Here is an 18,107-nt window from a genome sequence, read left to right on the forward strand (position 1 = left end):
CTCGTGACTTCGGTCATCCTGAGTCATACGATCAAGAGCCGTCAACGGTTAACCGTTGACCAAAATCCCATGACTTGCCGTCGGCTGTGCGCGTCACCCCGAAAGGATCGCCCCTTTATGTCCCCCTCTGCCCCTCCGCAGTCCTCCGTCATCACCCCGCTCGTCACCCCGTTCACGACCACGGGAGAGGTGGACCTGGTGGCCGCACGCGAGCTGTTCCGCTTCACGGCCTCCACCACGGGCCAACTGATGATCGCGGGCACGACCGGCGAGTTTCCCGCCCTGGACCGTGCCGAGCGCCGTCGGCTCCTCGAACTGGCCCTGGAGATCGCCGGTCCCGAGGCCGTGATGGCGCACACCGGCGCCCCGGACGCCCACACTGCTGCCGCCCTGACCCGCGATGCCGTCGCCGTCGGCGCCACCCGCATCGCCGCCCTCACCCCGTACTACTTCGCCGCCACCGAGGGCGAACTGCGCGACTACTTCCGCCGGGTGCGCGAGGCCGCGGGCGAGGCCGAGCTGTATGCGTACCTGTTCCCCGAGCGCAGCGGCATCGCCGTGGGGCCCGAGCTGTTCGGGCGCCTCGCGGCCGACGGTGACTTCGCGGGTGTCAAGCTCAGTGGCTCCCCGTCCACCGAGGTCGCCGCCTACCGTGCCGCCCTCCCAGACGGCTTCGCCGTCTACTCCGGGAGCGACGCCCTGCTGACCGATGTCCTCGACGCCGGCGGCGCGGGCGTCATCTCCGGCTGCTCGGGCGCGCTCCCGGAGCCGTTCCTGGAGCTGGCGGCGGCGCACCGTGCGGGCGCCGACACCGGCGAACTCGCCCGCCTCCAGCAACGCGTGGACCGCGTGGTCGCGCTGCTCGGCCCGAGCACGGGCCGCATCAAGCACGCACTGATCGCACGTGGCCTCCCGGCCGGTACGGCCCGCATGACGGTCGGCCACCCGGACGAGCGTACGGCGGCGGAGATCGAGAAGTTGGTCGCGGACGTGGTCGGCTGAGTCCCCAGTCGCAGTCGCCCCGATCAGCCCGCCCGGAGGACGTTCGGTCCCCGGTCCGCAATGCTGTCGGTGATCTCGGCCGGCAGGCCGGTGTCTGTGACGACCGCGTCCAGTTGGTCGAGGCGCACCACCGTGAACCGCTCGACGCCGCCCCACTTCGAGCTGTCGGCGAGCAGGGCGACCGAGGCGGCCGAGGCCATGACGGCCTGCTTCAGCAGGACCTTCTCCGAGGAGTGGCTGGTCACGCCGTGGGCGAGATCCCACGCGCCCGTGCTGAGGAAGGCCAGGTCGATGTTGAGCGCCTCGATCGTCCTGGCGGCGAGCGGACCGCTGCTCGAACCGCTGTCCGCGTCGGTCTCGCCGCCGGTGTGGATCGCGTGCACGGACGGCAGGGCCATCAAGCCGAGGGCGGCGTGGAAATCGTTGGTGACGACCGTCAGGTTCGTGTGGGCGGCCAGGAGCGGAACGACCTCCTGGCAGGTCGTTCCGGCGTCCAGGTAGAGCGTCATGCCGTCGTCGACGAGTTCGAGGGCGGTCTGCGCAATCGCCTGCTTACGGGGAACCTCCAGCGCGGCGCGGGAGGCACGTTCCCGGGGCGGTGCGCTGCCCGCCCAGTCGGCGAGGCGGACGCCGCCCTGCACCGAGACGACATGGCCGCTGTTCTCGAGGGCGGCGATGTCGCGGCGGACCGTCATGTGGGAGACGCCGAGGCGAGCGGTCAGTTCCCGGATGCTCAGGACGCCGTTGATGCGCAGGAGGCGCAGGAGTTCCTGGTGGCGCTGCTCGGGGATCAGCGGTGCCTTGCCGCTCATGTGACTCCACTCTCATCCGCGTGACACAATGTGAAAGATTGTTTTACGGTGTTGCGCTATGGGAACAAAGTTTAACGCCCTTGACGCTATCACCCGTCCTGGGGCCCTCCTGATCGTCCGCCTCGACAGTGCCGAAGAAGCTCTGGCCGTCTCCGAAGCGGCGATAGAGGGAGGCATCCGTGCGCTGGAGATCACCCTTTCGGTGCCGGGCGCACTGGACGTCATCTCCAGTCTCGCCGACCGTCACGGCGCGGACGGCATCGTCATCGGCGCAGGCACGGTCCTCGACGAGCAGGCCGCGCACCGCTGCATATCGGCCGGGGCCAACCTCCTGGTCAGTCCCAACCTCAATCCGGCGATGCTGGCGGTCGCCAACCGCTACCAGGCGGTCTCCGTGAGCGGCGCCTTCACGCCGTCCGAGATCGTCGACACCATGCAGGCCGGCGCAGACATCGTGAAGCTGTTCCCGGCCGAGTTCGTCGGCCCGGCCTACGTCCGCACGGTCAAGGCTCCCCTCCCGCAGGCGCCCGTCATGCCCGCGGGCGGGGTCACACCGGAGAACGTGAAGGAATGGTTCGACGCCGGGGTGACCGCCGTAGGTGTCGGCTCCTCCGTCACCAAGGCCGCGCGCGCCGACGGCGACTACCGCAAGGTCACCCGGGCCGCGTTCACCATGCTCGGCGCCATCGCCGACGCCCGGGCCTGATCCGCACACCCCGGCCTTACGGCAACTCTCTGTCCCCGCCCCGCCGTTAATGGAGCAAAGGAGCTCTCTTCCATGGCCGAGCAGACCCTCGCCCCCTTGTCCCCGGATTCCCTGGACCAGGATGGGACCGCCCTGCGCAAGTCGATCCGTATCCGCTGGGTCCTCGTCGCCCTGCTGGTGATCGGCGGCGTCGTCAACTACCTCGACCGGGCGACGCTGAGCATCGCGAACACCACCATCGCCGACGAGTTCGGCCTCAGCTCCACGCAGATGGGTCTGCTGCTCGCCGCCTTCTCCTGGCCGTACGCGATCGCCAATCTGCCGGCCGGATACCTCGTCGACCGCTTCGGCCCCAAGAAGATGTACGCCTGGGCGGCCGGGCTCTGGTCGCTGGTGTCCATGATCGGCGCGGCGGCGACCTCCTTCGGCACCCTGTACGCGGCCCGCGTCGCCCTGGGCGTCGCCGAGTCGCCGTTCTTCACCGCGGGGCTCAAGGTCAACGAGCGCTGGTTCCACAAGGACGAGCGCGCTCTGCCCGTCTCGATCGTCAACACCGGCTCGCAGATCGCCAACGCCGTCGCCCCGCCGCTGCTCACGGGCCTGCTGATCACCTTCGGCTGGCGCGGCATGTTCCTCGCCGTCGGCGCTCTCGGCCTGGTGATCGTCCTCGTCTGGCTGCGGATCTACCGTGACCCGACGTTGCGCGAAGAGGCGCTGATCAAGGGTGCGGAGGCCGCCGAGGCGGCGGCCGCCGCCAAGGCGTCGGGCGGGCCGCAGGCCGCCTGGGGACAGATGTTCCGGCAGAAGAACACCTGGTTCATGGTGCTCGGTGCCTTCGGAATCTTCTACACCGTCTGGGTCTACCTCACCTGGCTGCCCAGCTATCTCCAGACCTCTCGCGGCTTCAGCCTCGCCGACACCGGCTGGCTGTCCTCCCTGCCGTATCTCTGCGGCATCGCGGGTGTTCTGGCAGGCGGCTGGCTGTCCGGCCGGCTGATCCGCAAGGGCCACTCCCCGGTCACTTCGCGCAAGGTGCCCATCGTCGGCGGCGCCGCACTGGCCGCCGTCGCGGTCATCCCTGTCGCCTACGTGGACAGCACGGCCCTCGCGATGGTCCTCCTCTCTGTCGGATACTTCGCTGCACAGGCCCCGATGGGCTGCCTGTGGACGCTCGCCGGCGACATCGCGGAGAAGCACCAGGTGGCCTCGCTCGGAGCGATCCAGAACTTCGGCGGGTTCCTCGGCGCCGCTGCCGCCCCTGTCGTCTCCGGTGCGATCCTCGACGCCACCGGAAACAACTACAGCCTGGTCTTCCTGATCGGCGGCGTGCTGTTGATCGTCGGCGGCCTGTCGTACCTGCTCTTCGTCAAGGACCGCCGCCCGGCCGTCGCCGCCTGACCCATCCCGGAGCCCGTACATGAGCACTCCCCGAGTCCACCTCGTGATCGGCCCCGCCGGGTCCGGCAAGTCCAGCGTGGCCAGGCTGATCGCCGAGCGGTCCGCCGCCGTCTACCTCGACAAGGACACCGTCTGCACGAGGCTGACCGAGGCGCTCCTGGACGCGGCCGGCACGGACCCGTCCGAGCGCGACCAGAACCCGTACTACCAGTCCGTCGTCATGGACTTGGAGTACGCGACCCTCCTGGACCTGGCAGGGGACAACCTCCGCCTCGGCAACTCGGTCGTCCTCGACGCCCCCTTCGGCCGCTACCTCTCCGATCCCTGCTACCTGACGTCGCTCGCCGACAGGCATGGCTGGCCCCGGGACATCCAGTACGTGGTGGTCCGGGTCCGCGTGGACAAGGAGACCGCCCACGCACGGGTGCGGGCCCGCGGCCACGCCCGCGACGTGTCCAAGCTGGCCGACTGGGACGCCTTCTGGGATAAGGCGTCTACCGCCGAATGCCGTTGGACGGGAGCCCGGATCCTGGAGTTCGACAATGGCGGTCACGGCATCGACGCGGATGCTGTGGGACGGGGGTTGGACGGGCTGGGGTGACGGCCGACGGCGGGGCTGGGGGTCGCAGGTTCACATCCTGTCGTCCTGACTTTTGAGAGTCGCAGATCAGGGTCGGTTTCGGAGAATTCCGAGGCCGGCCCTGGACCGTTTCCGGGGGCCGGCACCGGCACCGGCACCGCACAGAGGTTCCGCCAGGACCTGCCCGCATGCCCCGCGCGCAATCCACGTTCTCCTAGGCGGGCATCACCAGCACCGCCCGCCCCCGGATCAGCCCCTGGCGAAGCCGGTCGATGGCGTCCGGGGCCGAGGACAGCGGGAGCTGCTCCGTCTCCACGCGCAGGGCGCCGGAACGGGCGAGGGCGATGACCTCGGCCAGTTCCTGGCGGGTGCCCCAGAAAGGGAGCGAGAGGCGGACGCCGGGAGGCAGGAACCCGGGCTTGCGGACCGTGAGTTGACCGCCGCCGCTGCCCACGATCGCCAACTCACCACCGGGGCGCAGGACTTCGGTGGCGAGATCGAGCGTGGGCTGTGCCCCCGCGAAGTCGAGCACGGCGTCCACGCCGACCCCGCCGGTCGCCTTCCGCAGGGCGGCGGCGGTGTCGGCGTCCATCGGGATGCTCTGATGCGCGCCGGAGCGGTCCGCGAGGGCGAGGGCCTCGGGGCGCAGGTCGACGGCGAGTACGCGGCTCGAGGTGGTCGCACGCAGGATCTGGACGGCGAGGTGTCCGAGGCCGCCGATGCCGACGACCACCGCCGTGCTGCCCTCGCCGAGCGCCTGCCGCACACCGGCGACGGCGTGATACGAGGTCAGACCGGCGTCGGAGAGCGGCGCCGCCTGATCGGCCGGGAGGTCGCCGATCGGCACCAGATGGCGAGCGGCGGGGACGAGCACGTACTCGGCCATGCCGCCGTCGCGACCGAGCCCCGCCCCGTGCCAGCCGAGGGTGCCCCGCCGGTCGCAGTGGTTGTCCTGCCCGGCGGCGCAGCGCGCACAACGCCCGCATCCCCACGGGCCGTAGACCACGACACGCTCGCCCGGCGCCGATCCGCCGTCCGCACCGGGGCCGAGGGCGGCGACCCGCCCGGCGATCTCGTGGCCGAGCGTGAACGGCGGCCGGTAGGGGAGTGCGCCCGGGGCCGCGTCGAGGACATGGAGGTCGGAGTGGCACAGCCCGGCGGCCTCCACGCGCACCAGGACTTCTCCCGGCCCTGGCACCGGCCGGTCGAGGTCGGCGAGCTCCGGTTTCTGTCCCCAGTCCTTCAGTCGTAGCGCCTTCATCTTCACGGTTTCACCGTCCGGGGTCTTGTCAGTCGGGCGGCCGTGACGATAACAGATATGAAGTCAGTTCAGTATGGTCGTGATCGACGTGGCGAAGGGCTGGGACATGACTGAGACGCGGCAGGGGCAGCAGGGACGGTTCGCGGAGAAGATCGCCTTGGTGACGGGGGCCGGCTCGGGCATGGGGGCCGCGATCGCGCGGGAGTTGGCGGCCGAGGGGGCGGCGCATGTAGTGCTCACCGATCTGAACGGCGAGGCGGCCAAGGCCGTGGCCGCCGAACTGCCCGCCGGGCGGGCAGTCGCGGTCGCGCTCGACGTGGCCGACGCGGCGGCGGTCGAAGGTGCCGTCGCCGACGTGGTGCGGGAGCACGGCCGGCTCGACATGGTCGTGCACGCCGCCGGCGTCGACGACCCGAAAGCCAAGCAGCTCATCGCGGACGCGCTGGTCGAGGGACGTCCGCCCGAGGTCACCGACCGGCTGGACGACGCCTCCTGGAGGCGCGTCATGCGGGTCAATCTCGACGGCACGTTCTACGTGCTGCGCGCCGCGGTGCGGGTGATGCGCCCGGCCGGAGCCGGTGTCATCGTCGTCATCGGCTCCTCGTCGGCCTTCGACACCCCGGTCGGCTACCCCCATTACTCCGCGTCCAAGGCCGGCGCGCACGCGCTCAGTCAGGCCGTGGCCAAGGAGGTCATCGCCTCCGGGATCCGGGTCAACGTGGTCGCGCCGGGCCCGACGGAGACCGGCATGGCCGCGCGGACACCCGCGGCACTGCGCAGCGGCTTCGCCGATCCGCGGGTACGCCCCTACGCGACGCCCGGGGAGATCGCCGACATCGCCCTGTTCCTGGCGAGCGACGCCGCCGCGAACCTGGTCGGAGCGGTGCTGCTCGCCAACGGGGGCCGCTTCACGGCCTGATTCAGCCTGATCTGCGGCCTGGTTCAGCCTGATCCGCGGCCTGATCCGCGGCCTGATCCGGGGTCTGATCCGGGGTCTGAATCACCACTCGATGCGCGGCCTGATCGGCTTCGCGGCAAATCAACTCGTGCACGGGTATTGCCCGGGCCGGAGCCGAGTGTCTACGGTCCATGAATTGAGTTCAGTTCGCAATTTGATCGGTGATGCCGAGGCGCCGGACCCGGGCGTACGGCACGAGGAGACGGTCGACGTGGATCAGTTCTTTCTCGTCCTGGTGAGTGGTCTCGCCAGTGGCGCGGTGTACGGCCTGATGGGGCTCGGCCTGGTGATCATTTATCGGGCCACGGACGTGGTGAATTTCGCCCTCGCCAGCCTGGCGACGATCGGGCTGTACGCGGCGCTGACCCTGCACGACGAGGGTCTGCCGCTCATCCTGGCCGCAGGGGCCGCGGTCGTCGTCACCGCGGCGGTCGGTCTCGCCGCCCGGGAGACGGTCATCAGGCCCCTCGCCCATGGGGAGTTGCTCTCGGCCCTTGTGATGACCATGGGCGTGTCCCTCATCGTGGAAAGCGTCATCAGCACGATCTGGGACGACCAGCCACGGCTCTTCCCGAGCCTGGTGGACGGGTCGGTCTCGTTCGGCGACGCGGCCATACCGACGCAGAGCCTGCTGACCATCGGTGTGGCGGCCGTCGCGATGGCGCTGGTGGCGTACCTCTTCGGGCGCACCACCATCGGCTCCGCGATGCGCGCCGTCGCCGAGTCCGCCGACACCGCGCAGATCCTCGGCCTCGGCTCGCAGCGCATCGCCCGGGTCGCCTGGGCGCTCGGCCTCGGCCTGGGCGCGCTGGCCGCCATCCTGTACGCACCCCGCGCGGGGCTGGTGCCCACAGTGCTCAGCGCCCCGCTCTTCCGCGCCTTCGCCGGGATGTTCCTCGGCGGGCTGACGAGCATGTACGGCGCCGTCATCGGCGGGCTGACGGTCGGCGTGCTCGACAACCTGGCCGCGAGCTATGTATCGGCCGGATACCGGGACACGTTCGTGTTCACGTTCACCATCGTCGTGCTGCTGATCCGCCCGCAGGGGCTGTTCGGCATGCGCGCGTTCCAGCGGGTCTGAGGGAGCGCTCCATGTCCGTCTTCAGCCGTTCCAACCTTCTGAGGGCCGGGTGCGGACCGCTCGCCGCGGTCCTCCTCATCCTCGTCCTGCACAGCGGCGCCATCCCGCCCTACCAGGCCTACTCCGTCGGGCTCGCCGCCGTCTACACCGTGCTCGTGCTCTCCGTGAACCTGCTCGCCGGGTGGGCCGGCATCTGGTCGATCGCGCATCCCGCCTTCTTCGCCCTGGGCGCCTACTTCGCCTCGTACGGCAGCACGCACGGCTGGTCCCTGGAGGCCGTCGTGCTCGGGGCCGCCGGGTGCGCCGCGGCCTTCGGGGCGTTCCTTGGCGGAGCGGGCGCGCGGTTCTCCATGCTCTATCTGGCCCTGCTGACCCTCGCGTTCACCATGGTGTCCCTGGAGGTGATGGGCCAGTGGACCGACGTCACCGGCGGTGACCAGGGTATTCCGATGGAGGAGCTGCACAGCGCCCTGGGGCTCGGCACGCTCTCCAGCGCCGGTACGCAGGCCCAGTACATCGCCGTGGGCGTGGCCGGAGTCGCCCTCGCCGTGGGCGCGCTGGCCAGGCCGAGCGCCCTGCGCATGCGGCTGGTCGCCGCCAAGTCCCATCCGCTGGCCGCCCGTTCGGTGGGCATCGCGCCCGAGGCCCAGTCGGCCCTCGCCTTCGCCGTCAGCGCCGTGTTCGCCGCGCTTGCCGGCGTGCTCCTCGCCCTGGTCGTCGGATTCGTCAGCCCCGACCCGTTCTCGCTGGCCCTGGCGATCTCGCTGATCGCCGCGTGCGTGCTCGGGGGCGCGGGGACGCTGGTCGGTGCGGTGGTCGGCGGCGCGTACCTGACCTGGGCGCCGACCGCCGCCGAGACCGTCGGCGTCGCGCAGCCGATCCTCCAGGGAGTCGTGCTCATCGCGGCCCTGGTGTTCCTGCCGGGCGGCGTCGTGCCGTTCCTCGTGCGCGCCGTGCGCCGGCTCTTCGGACGCTCCACGGCGAAGCCGCCCACCCTCGTCGAGGCGGCCGAACAGGTGCCGCCGCCCGTGCCCGCACCCGCGCCGACCGCCCCCGAACTGCTGCGCGTCGACGACGTGGGCGTCTCCTTCGGCGGCGTGAAGGCACTCGAAGGCGCGTCGATGACCGTACGGGCCGGTGAGACCGTCGCGATCATCGGCCCCAACGGGGCGGGGAAGACAACGCTGTTGAACGTCCTGTCCGGTCTCGTCGGCGGCGGCCGGGTGACGGGAAGCGCGCAGTACGCGGGCAAGCCCCTGCTCAAGAGCCGGGCCACGACACGGCGCGGGCTCGGCATCGGCCGCACCTTCCAGCACGCCGAGACGTTCCCCGAGCTGACCGTCGCCGAGAACATCCTGTGCACCCACCGCCGCGTCACCGCTCACCACCGGGCCAGGGCCGCCGAACTCCTCGAGAGCGTCGGCCTCGCACCCTTCGCGGACCGCCGCCCCGCCGAGCTGCCCTTCGGCCTGCACAAGCGACTCGACCTGGCCAGGGCGCTCGCCGAGGAACCCCGGCTACTGGTCCTGGACGAGCCGTTCGGCGGGCTCGACGCAGGTGAGCGCACCCTGCTCGCGCGGGAGATCGTGCGCCAGCAGCAGCGCGGCACCGCCGTCGTCATCATCGATCACGTCCTCGACGACCTGTTCGCCGTTGCCCACCGCGTAGTCGCCTTCGACTTCGGCCGGCCCGTCGGCGAGGGCCTGCCCGGCACGATCCTGGACGACCCCCGGGTCCGTACGTCCTATCTCGGCGAGGGCGGCGACCGCGTCGAACTCCCGCCCCGCGACGGCCTCGCGATAACAGCCGTACACCTCACGGGAGTCGACCACTCCTACGGCGGCGTCGCCGCGCTGCGCGGCATCGACCTCGCCGTCCCCGAGGGCAGCGTGCTCGGCGTCGTCGGTGCCAACGGCGCGGGCAAGTCCACCCTGGGCCAGATCCTGCACGGCACCCTCGCTCCCACCCACGGCCGTCGCACGGCCGACGGTGACCTGCGCAGCGCGCTCGTGCCCGAGGGCCGGGCCCTGTTCAAGACGCTCTCCCTGCGGGAGAACCTGGAGGTCGCCGCGTACGCCGCGGGCATCAAGGGCACGGACCTTCGCGCCCGTCTCGCGCAGACCGGCGAATGGCTGCCGCCGCGGCTGCGCGAACGCATGGGGATGCCGGCCGCCGGCCTGTCCGGCGGCGAACAGCAGATCCTCGCCATCGCCCGCGCCCTGATGGCGCGGCCCGATCTGCTGATCGTCGACGAACCGGCCCTCGGCCTCTCCCCGGCGATGGTCACCGAGGTGTACGCCCGCCTCGGCAGGCTCGCGCGGGACGGCATGACGGTCGTCCTCCTCGAACAGTCGCTGACCCGCGCCGCGTCCGCCTGTCACGAGGTCGTCGTCCTGCACGACGGCCGCGTCGCCGCCCAGGGCGAGCCTGCCGATCCCGAGTTCCTCGCCCGCGCCGAACGGGCCTACTTCGACGGCGAGGAAGACGCGCCCGTGGCCGCCGTACAGGGCTGAGACCGAACGAGCTCAACAGATTCTGGTGATGTGGTGAGGAGAACCACCGTGCAACCTCAAGGTGCCGACCTGCGCGTGATCGCAGCGGAAGGTGTCGACCTGCTCGTCATCGGCGCGGGCATGGCCGGGCTGACCGCCGCCGCCCGGGCCGTCAGGGACGGTCTGTCCGTCGCCGTCGTGGAGAGCGCCCCGGACGTGGGAGGCTCCGCGCGCTTCGCGGGCTACGCCTGGACCGCCCCCGACCACGCGACGATGGACGCGCACAACCCGCGCGGCGACCGGGCGCTCAAGCGGGCCCTCGTGGACCGGTTCGCCGACGGCATCGACTGGATCCGGTCCATCGGCGTCGAGGCCAAGGACGCCCAGCCCATCCTCAGCTTCGGCCGCGGCCACCGGTTCGACACGAACCACTACGTCGACACCTGCCGCCGGCTGATTGCCGAGGGCGCGGGCGAGCTGCTCCTGAACACCGGGACGGAGCAACTCCTCCTCGAGGACGGCGTAGTGGCCGGCGCCGAGGTGCGCGGCGCCGACGGCGGACGCCGCCGGATCCGCGCCACGGCCACCCTCCTCGCCACCGGCGGCTTCCAAGGCCACCCCGAACTTCGCACCGCCCATGTGCACCCCCATGCGGACCGGATGCAGCTGCGCTCCAACCCCCACAGCGCCGGCGGCGGCTACCGGCTCGCGACTGCGATCGGCGCGGCCACCGGCAACGAGAACGCGGGGTTCTACGGACACCTCATCCCCAGCGGCATCCCGTTCGCCGACCCGGCCGACTTCGTCGACATGTCGCTCTACTACAGCGAGCACGCTCTTCTGCTCAACTTGCGCGGCGAGCGGTTCGTCGACGAGACGCTCGGGGACCACCTCACCACCATGGCCCTGCTCGACCAGCCCGAGAGCCGCGGACTCATCATCGCCGACGCCCGGGTGTTCCGTGACTGGATCGGCGGCTCGTACGTCGAAGGGGCGGTCGCCGTCGACAAGTTCGCCCTCGCGAGCAAGCGCGGCGGCCGCGTCGGACTCGCCGAGGACCTCGACGAACTCGCCTACCTGCCCGAGGAGTGGGGTTACGACGCCGCGGTCGTCCGGGATGCCGTACGGCGCTTCAACGAACAGGTCACCGCGGAACCGGGTCCGGCACCCGGCCGGGCACTCGATCGTCTCCCGCTGGACCAGGCGCCGTACTACGTCATCGAGACCGTGCCCGCCATCACCTTCCCCTTCCACGGCCTGCGCATCGACGACCAGGCCCGCGTCCTGGGCGAGAACGGACGGCCGCTGCCGGGACTGCTCGCCGCCGGATCGGACACCGGCGGCTTGTGGGACCGCGCGTACGCGGGCGGCATCGCCTCGGCCCTCGTCTTCGGCCTGACGGCGGCGTGGACCGCTGCCGCGGCGGCCCACCACTGAGAACCCCCGGATGCGGAAGGGCACGATGAACACCACCAGCACCCACGGCAGCACCATCGACCACAAGGCCTTCTTCATCAACGGGTCGTGGCAGGCCGCCGACGGCACCGGCCACTTCGACGTGATCTCCCCGAGGTCCGAGCAGCGCATCGGACGGGTCCCGGCAGCCTCCAGGAACGACATCGACGCGGCGGTGGCCGCGGCCCGGCAGGCGTTCGACGAAGGGGAGTGGCCACGGCTGAGCCCGGTCGAGCGCGCCGGCCATCTGACCCGGCTCGCCGACGGCATCGAGCGACGCGGTGCCGAACTCGCCGACCTGATCACCGAAGAGCTCGGCTGCACCCTGGTCCTGTCGCAGGTCTACCAGACGGTGTCGCCCGTCATGAGCCTCAACTACAGCGCCGAGATCGGCCGTGGCCTGCGCACGGCAGAAGTGCGCGTCAGCGATCTGTCCCCGCTCGCGGGCCGCTCGGCGGGCGGCGGCATCATCCCCATGGCCGGGGCCAGCCTCGTCGTCAAGGAACCCGTAGGCGTCGTCGCGAGCTTCCCGGCGTACAACTTCGCGCTGCCCGCGATCGGCCAGAAGGTCGGCCCCGCCCTGGTCGCGGGCTGCACGGTCGTCGTCAAGGTGACCGAGCCCAACCCCCTCGCCATCTTCGTCATCGGGGAGATCTGCGAGGAGATCGGACTGCCGCCCGGCGTCCTGAACATCGTCGCCGCGCGCGCCCCCGAGTCCGACTACCTGGTCCGCCACCCGGGCGTCGACATGGTCAGCTTCACCGGCTCCGTCGAGGTGGGGTCCCGGATCGGGGCGGCCTGCGGCGAGCTGATCCGGCCGTGCGTGCTCGAACTAGGCGGGAAGTCCGCGGCCATCGTCCTGGAGGACGCCCGCATGGAGGACGTACTCCCCGTCCTCATCGGCGCGAGCGTCGGCACCAACTCCGGCCAGAGCTGCGTCGCCCAGACTCGGCTGCTCGTCCCCGAGTCCCAGTACCGCGCCTACGCGGAGGCACTGGCCGACGGTTTCGCCTCGCTCAAGGTCGGCGACCCCAGGGACGCCGACACGGCGGTCGGCCCGCTGATCACCGCGCGCCAGCGCGACCGCGTCGAGCACTACGTGGACACGGCCCGCAAGGAAGGCGCGACCATCGCGTACGGCGGCCGCAGGCCCGCAGGACTGACGCGCGGCTGGTACTTCGAGCCGACCCTCGTCACCGACGCGCACAACGGCATGACGGTGGCCCGGGAAGAGATCTTCGGGCCCGTCGCCGCGCTCATCCCGCACCGGGGCGAGGACGACGCCGTGCGCATCGCCAACGACAGCGAACTCGGCCTCGCCGGTTCCGTGTTCACGGCCGACCCGGTCCACGGTTTCGACATCGCCCGGCGCGTGCGCACCGGCACGTTCTCGGTCGATACCTTCGCCGCCGACCTGGGCTCGCCCTTCGGCGGCTTCAAGAAGTCGGGCCTCGGCAGGGAACACGGGCCCGGCGCCGTCGAGGAGTTCCTGGTCACGAAGACGATCTCGACCGACCCGGCCGCGGGCCTGCCCGCCGAGGTGACCGAGGGCGTCCCGCACGGCACCGGCCCCGGCACCACCCACTGAGCCCCCGCCCGAATTTGACAGCAAGTTGGAGAACCCATGCACGACCGGCACCCCGACATCGACCCCCGGCTGCTCTCCGAGACCGATGAACAACGTGAACTCCGCTCCGTCCTGAGGGACTTCTTCGCCGAATTCAGCGGACCCGACGCCGTCCGCGCGCACATGGCGGGCCCGCGCGGACACGATGAGCGGCTGTGGGCGCGGCTCGCCGACGAGATCGGCGTCCAGGGCCTCGCGATCCCCGAGGAGTACGGCGGATCCGGCTACACCTTCGCCGAACTCGCCGTCGCCCTGGAGGAGTCGGGCCGCGCCCTGTGCAGCGCCCCGCTGCTGCCCACCGTGGGCCTCGCCGCCCCTGCGCTGCTCGGCAGCGGCGACCGGCAGGCGTGCGAGCGGTATCTGCCGCGGATCGCGAGCGGCACGCTGACCGCGACCGTGGCGGGCCTTCAGGACGGTGAGCCCGGCATCAGCGCCGAGAGCGCGGGCGGGGGGATCGTGCTGCGCGGCGCGGCGGACTTCGTGCTCGACGGAGCGGGCGCCGACCTCATCCTCGTACGGGCCCATACCCCGGACGGACCACGGCTGTTCGCCGTCGAACCGGACCCGGACACCTGCCTTCGGACTCCGCACCGCGTCCTGGACGAGACCCGGCGTCAGGCGCGGCTGGAGTTCCGGGGCGCGCCCGCCACGCCCGTGGGGGAGTCGGACAGGATGGCCGACATCCTCGATAAGGCGCGGGCCGCGCTCGCCGCCGAGCAGGTCGGCGGCAGCGGCCACGCCCTGGACGCCACCGTCGAATTCGTCACGCAGCGCGAGCAGTTCGGGCGTCCCATCGGCTCGTTCCAAGCCGTCAAGCACCGTCTTGCCGACGTGCTGGTCGCGCTGGAGGCGGCCCGATCGGCATCCGCGTACGCGACCGCCTGCGTCGCCCTCGGCTCGCCCCAGCTGCCGGTGGCGGCCGCTGCCGCCGCCACGGTCTGCTCCGAGACCTTCCGCCTGGCCACAGCCGAGTACGTCCAGCTGCACGGCGGGATCGGCTTCACCTGGGAGCACCCCGCGCACCTGTACGTGCGCCGCGCGCGCAGCGGAGCGGTGCTCTTCGGCACGCCGGTGGGCCATCGAGCCCGGCTCGCCGAGCTCATCGGTCTCGCGGCGAACACCGCCACCGCCATCGTCACTGCCGCTTGAGCCGAGGGGAGACATACATGAACGCACCGAGCACCCCTGCCCTCGCCGCACCCTTCACGCTCGGCGGGCACACCCTCCGCAACCGTCTCGTCGCCACCGCGCACGCCACCGCGGCCGTCGCCGACGGCGCCCCCACCGAAGCCGACCACGCCTACTGGCGCCGCCTGGCGCAGGGCGGCGCCGGCATGGTCATCACCGGCGGTACCGCCGTCGCCCCGGAGTCGACCCTGCCGCAGCGCTATCTGACCGAGGCGTGGCGCCCCGAGATCAAGGACGCCGTGCGCCGCCGCGCCGAGGCCATCACCCAAGGCGGCGCCGCAGCGATCGCGCAACTCGTGCACCTCGGCCGCGAGACCCTCGGCGCGGGTACGTACTACCCGCCGGTCTCCGCGGCCGCCGTCCGTTCGCCCCGCGAGGCGACCGCGCCCCACCCGCTGAGCGCGGAGGAGGTATGCCGCGTCGTCGACGCCTTCCGCATCTCGGCGGCCAACAGTGTGCAGGCCGGCTTCGACGGCGTCGAACTGCACGCCGGGCACGGCTACTTGCTCGCCCAGTTCCTCTCCCGCGCCACCAACACCCGCGACGACGAGTACGGCGACCGGATCGCCCTGCTCGCCCAGGTCATCGACGCCATCCGTACCGAGATCGGCCAACACTCCATCGGAGTACGGGTGTCGGTGGAACCCGGCGAGAACTCCGGGCTCGGCCTCGACGACCTTGTCGAACTCGTGCCGCGACTGCACGCCGCCGCCCCGTTCACGTACGTCAATGTCACCACCGGCGTCCGCAACACCTACGTCCCCGGCATGGCCACCACCCGCCCGCCGCTCCTCGCGTCCGTGGCCCGGCTGCGCGCCGCGACCGGGCTGCCGCTGCTGGTCAGCCAGGGCTTCCGGTCCGCCGCCGACATCGAGCGGGCCCTGGGGGCGGGCGCCGATCTGGTCGGCATGGCGCGGCCGTTCATCGCCGACCCCGACTTCGCGCGCAAGGTCGTCGCCGGGGACGAACGCTCCATCCGCCCCTGCACGGGCTGCAACGAGGGCTGCCGCACCTTCGAACCCACCGGCTCGTGCTCGGTCAACCCTGAGCTCGGACCGCCCGGCGCGGCCGCCCGTCCGGCCGTGCCGCTGCTGCTCGGCCGCCCCGGGACCGGTGGCAAGGACGGCCCGGTCGCCGTCGTCGGTGCAGGTCCCGCCGGGATGGAGTGCGCGGCGGCACTGGCCCGCACCGGCCACGAGGTCGTCGTCTTCGACAGCGCCCCGCACGTCGGCGGGCAGACCCGGCTCGCCGGCCGCGCCGCGCGCCGCTCCGGGTGGCTGAAGCTCATCGACTACCAGCGCAATCAACTCGCCGACCTGGGCGTCGAGGTGCGCCTCGGGACCGTACCGGCGTCGGCCGAACTGTCGGAGTACGCCCAGGTCGTGCTCGCCACCGGCGCGCAGGAGGCGGCGGTGCCCGTGCCGGGCTCGCTGCCCACCTTCCGGAGCACGGACTTCCTCGACCGCTGCGCCGACTTGGTGCCGAGCGCGCCCCGGGTGGTCGTCCTCGACGACGGGTTCGGCTGGTGGCAGGGCATCAGCGCCGTGGAGAGCGCCTTTGCGGCCGGTGCCCGCGAGGTCACCCTCGTCACCCCGGGCAACGGCTTCGCGACCGGCATCTCCGCGGAGAACCGCACCCAGCTGACGAACCGACTGGGAGGCGCGCCGCTCCGCGTCGTCGCGCTGACCGCCGTGACCGCCACAACGGAAGGCGGATTGCGGCTGCGGGGCGTTCTCGACGGGCGGGAGAGCGACCTCGCAGCCGACGTCCTGGTGACTGTCGGCGAACGGCGCCCGCGCCGCCCGGACTTCACACGCGTGGACGGCCGGACCGTCCGCGCGATCGGCGACTGCGTCGTACCCCGCCTGGTGGCCCACGCCGTCGCCGAGGGGCGCGCGGCCGCCGAGTCGGTCGAGGTCCGCGCGCCGTGACCGGCGTACCGGCTCCTCTGTTCCCCCCACTGCACCGCAAACCCATTCCCAAGGAGTGAGGCAGCAATGACACGTCGCATCATCGTCTGTGGTGGCGGCTCCGCCGGTGGCGTCCTGGCCGCCCGGCTGAGTGAGGACCCGACGAACACCGTCACTCTGATCGAGGCGGGCCCCGACTACCCGACGCCGGAGGAGACCGCGAAGCACGCCCCGGAGCTGCTCGACGCCAACCGGATCGGAGTGCCCACCCACGACTGGGGCTACGCGTCGAGCGACGAGGTCGCCGAGGCCGACGCCAGCCCGACGTTCGGGGTCGTGGACCCGGGCGTCGTGCCCGTCCTGCGCGGCAAGGTCATGGGCGGCTCCTCATCCGTGAACGGTGCCAACGCCCTGCGCCCCCACCCCGAGGACTTCGCCCGCTGGACCGGCCTGGGCAACGACCGCTGGTCCTGGGACCAGGTCCTGCCGTACCTGAAGAAGCTGGAGGACGACCCGGTCGGGGGCGAACTGCACGGCACCGGCGGGCCCGTGCACATCCAGCGGTTCACGGAAGGCAACGGCCTGCGCCCGGTCATGTCCGCGTTCCTCGACGCCTGCGCCGGGGCCGGCCACCCGATCCACGAGGACATGAACGGCGCCGAGCGCCTGGGCGCGGGACCGCTGCCGCTGAACCGCCTGGACGGCGTCCGTCAGAGCACGGCCATCGCCTACGTCGGCCCGGCCCGCGACCGCGCGAACCTCACTGTCCTCGGCGAACGCACCGTGGATCGCGTCGAGTTCGCGGAGGACGGCACCACGGCCCGCGCCGTGATCCTGACCGACGGCACCCGCATGGAGGCCGACCTCATCGTGCTCGCCGCCGGATCCATCGGCAGCCCGTCGATCCTCATGCGCTCCGGGATCGGCCCCCGCCGCATACTCGACGAACTGTCCATCCCGGTCGTCAAGGAACTCGAAGGCGTCGGCCGGAACCTGCGCGACCACCCGATGGTGTACCTCACCTACGCCGTCGACGAGGCCGCCGTCGGCGAACTCACCCCGCCGTTGCAGGCCGTCCTCACCCTCGGCGCGGGCGGACCCGACGGCGCCGGCGAGGTCGACCTGCACGCGGTGCTCCTCACGATGGAGCCCGGCGAACTGCTCGTGCCGTTCGTGCTGTACCGCCCGTACTCGCTCGGCAGCCTGGAGATCGTCTCCCGCGACCCGGACGTCGCTCCGCGCATCCGGCTCGGTCTGTTCGACCACCCCGACGACCGGCGGCGCATGGTGTCCGGCATCCGCCACATGCGGGAGATCATGGAGTCGGCGCCGCTGGCCAAGTACATCAAGGCCGAGACCTGGCCGGGCCCTGAGCTGACTTCCGAGGCCGATCTGCTCCGCGCCATGGACGAGGGCAAGAACACGTGCTGCCACGCCGTCGGCACCTGCGCGATGGGCGCGGAGGACACGCCCACCGCCGTCGTCGACCAGTACGGGAAGGTGCATGGCGTGGACGGCCTGTACGTCATCGACGCCTCGATCATGCCGGACATCCCGGCCCTGCCGACCAACACGACGACGATGATGCTGGCGGAGCGCTGCGCCGACGACCTGCGCGGGACGCAGCTGTCGTAGCC

The 18,107-nt window shown here is 71.8% G+C and carries 14 protein-coding genes; 12 read left to right on the top strand and 2 right to left on the bottom strand.

Annotation, left to right across the window (positions count from 1 at the left end):
- Positions 1–117: 117 nt before the first annotated feature.
- Positions 118–1,002, top strand: a complete 885-nt coding sequence (locus tag ACY0PA_RS36975; RefSeq protein WP_473081754.1) for a dihydrodipicolinate synthase family protein — start codon at positions 118–120, stop codon at positions 1,000–1,002.
- A gap of 23 nt (positions 1,003–1,025) precedes the next feature.
- On the opposite strand, the gene ACY0PA_RS36980 is transcribed toward ACY0PA_RS36975, so the two are convergent.
- Positions 1,026–1,814, bottom strand: a complete 789-nt coding sequence (locus ACY0PA_RS36980; RefSeq protein WP_473081755.1) for a DeoR/GlpR family DNA-binding transcription regulator — start codon at positions 1,812–1,814, stop codon at positions 1,026–1,028.
- Positions 1,815–1,872: 58 nt separating this feature from the next.
- On the opposite strand from ACY0PA_RS36980, the gene ACY0PA_RS36985 reads away from it, so the two are divergent.
- The 3 genes from ACY0PA_RS36985 (at position 1,873) to ACY0PA_RS36995 (ending at position 4,519) form a co-directional block, all read left to right on the top strand.
- Positions 1,873–2,520, top strand: a complete 648-nt coding sequence (locus tag ACY0PA_RS36985; RefSeq protein WP_473081756.1) for a bifunctional 4-hydroxy-2-oxoglutarate aldolase/2-dehydro-3-deoxy-phosphogluconate aldolase — start codon at positions 1,873–1,875, stop codon at positions 2,518–2,520.
- A gap of 72 nt (positions 2,521–2,592) precedes the next feature.
- Positions 2,593–3,918, top strand: a complete 1,326-nt coding sequence (locus ACY0PA_RS36990) for an MFS transporter (protein WP_473081757.1) — start codon at positions 2,593–2,595, stop codon at positions 3,916–3,918.
- A 19-nt stretch (positions 3,919–3,937) separates the two neighbouring features.
- Positions 3,938–4,519: a P-loop nucleotide/nucleoside kinase family protein gene (locus ACY0PA_RS36995; RefSeq protein WP_473081758.1), complete on the top strand. Its 582-nt coding sequence runs from the start codon at positions 3,938–3,940 to the stop codon at positions 4,517–4,519.
- Positions 4,520–4,712: 193 nt separating this feature from the next.
- Here the strand turns inward: ACY0PA_RS36995 and ACY0PA_RS37000 are convergent, their stop codons facing one another.
- Positions 4,713–5,759, bottom strand: a complete 1,047-nt coding sequence (locus ACY0PA_RS37000) for an NAD(P)-dependent alcohol dehydrogenase (RefSeq protein WP_473086546.1) — start codon at positions 5,757–5,759, stop codon at positions 4,713–4,715.
- Positions 5,760–5,838: 79 nt separating this feature from the next.
- Here ACY0PA_RS37000 and ACY0PA_RS37005 point away from each other — a divergent pair, with 79 nt between their 5' ends.
- The 8 genes from ACY0PA_RS37005 (at position 5,839) to ACY0PA_RS37040 (ending at position 18,105) form a co-directional block, all read left to right on the top strand.
- Positions 5,839–6,678: an SDR family NAD(P)-dependent oxidoreductase gene (locus ACY0PA_RS37005; protein ID WP_473081759.1), complete on the top strand. Its 840-nt coding sequence runs from the start codon at positions 5,839–5,841 to the stop codon at positions 6,676–6,678.
- Positions 6,679–6,853: 175 nt separating this feature from the next.
- On the top strand, positions 6,854–7,798 hold the full coding sequence (locus tag ACY0PA_RS37010) for a branched-chain amino acid ABC transporter permease (protein ID WP_473081760.1): 945 nt from the start codon (positions 6,854–6,856) through the stop codon (positions 7,796–7,798).
- 11 nt (positions 7,799–7,809) lie between these two features.
- Entirely contained in the window at positions 7,810–10,311 is a 2,502-nt protein-coding gene (locus ACY0PA_RS37015) for an ATP-binding cassette domain-containing protein (protein ID WP_473081761.1), read from the top strand.
- A 75-nt stretch (positions 10,312–10,386) separates the two neighbouring features.
- Complete coding sequence (locus ACY0PA_RS37020) at positions 10,387–11,727, top strand: FAD-dependent oxidoreductase (protein WP_473081762.1); 1,341 nt, start codon at positions 10,387–10,389, stop codon at positions 11,725–11,727.
- Between the two features lie 25 nt (positions 11,728–11,752).
- Positions 11,753–13,333 carry an aldehyde dehydrogenase gene (locus ACY0PA_RS37025; RefSeq protein WP_473081763.1) on the top strand — a complete coding sequence of 527 codons (1,581 nt, stop codon included), beginning with the start codon at positions 11,753–11,755 and terminating at the stop codon, positions 13,331–13,333.
- A 36-nt stretch (positions 13,334–13,369) separates the two neighbouring features.
- A complete protein-coding gene (locus ACY0PA_RS37030; protein ID WP_473081764.1) occupies positions 13,370–14,521 on the top strand; it encodes an acyl-CoA dehydrogenase family protein in 1,152 nt (383 codons plus the stop codon).
- Positions 14,522–14,538: 17 nt separating this feature from the next.
- Positions 14,539–16,491, top strand: coding sequence for an FAD-dependent oxidoreductase (locus ACY0PA_RS37035; RefSeq protein ID WP_473081765.1), 1,953 nt, complete (start codon positions 14,539–14,541; stop codon positions 16,489–16,491).
- A gap of 66 nt (positions 16,492–16,557) precedes the next feature.
- Positions 16,558–18,105, top strand: a complete 1,548-nt coding sequence (locus ACY0PA_RS37040) for a GMC family oxidoreductase (protein ID WP_473081766.1) — start codon at positions 16,558–16,560, stop codon at positions 18,103–18,105.
- Positions 18,106–18,107 lie beyond the last annotated feature (2 nt).

This window comes from Streptomyces sp. DS1-CR2 (assembly GCF_055760475.1).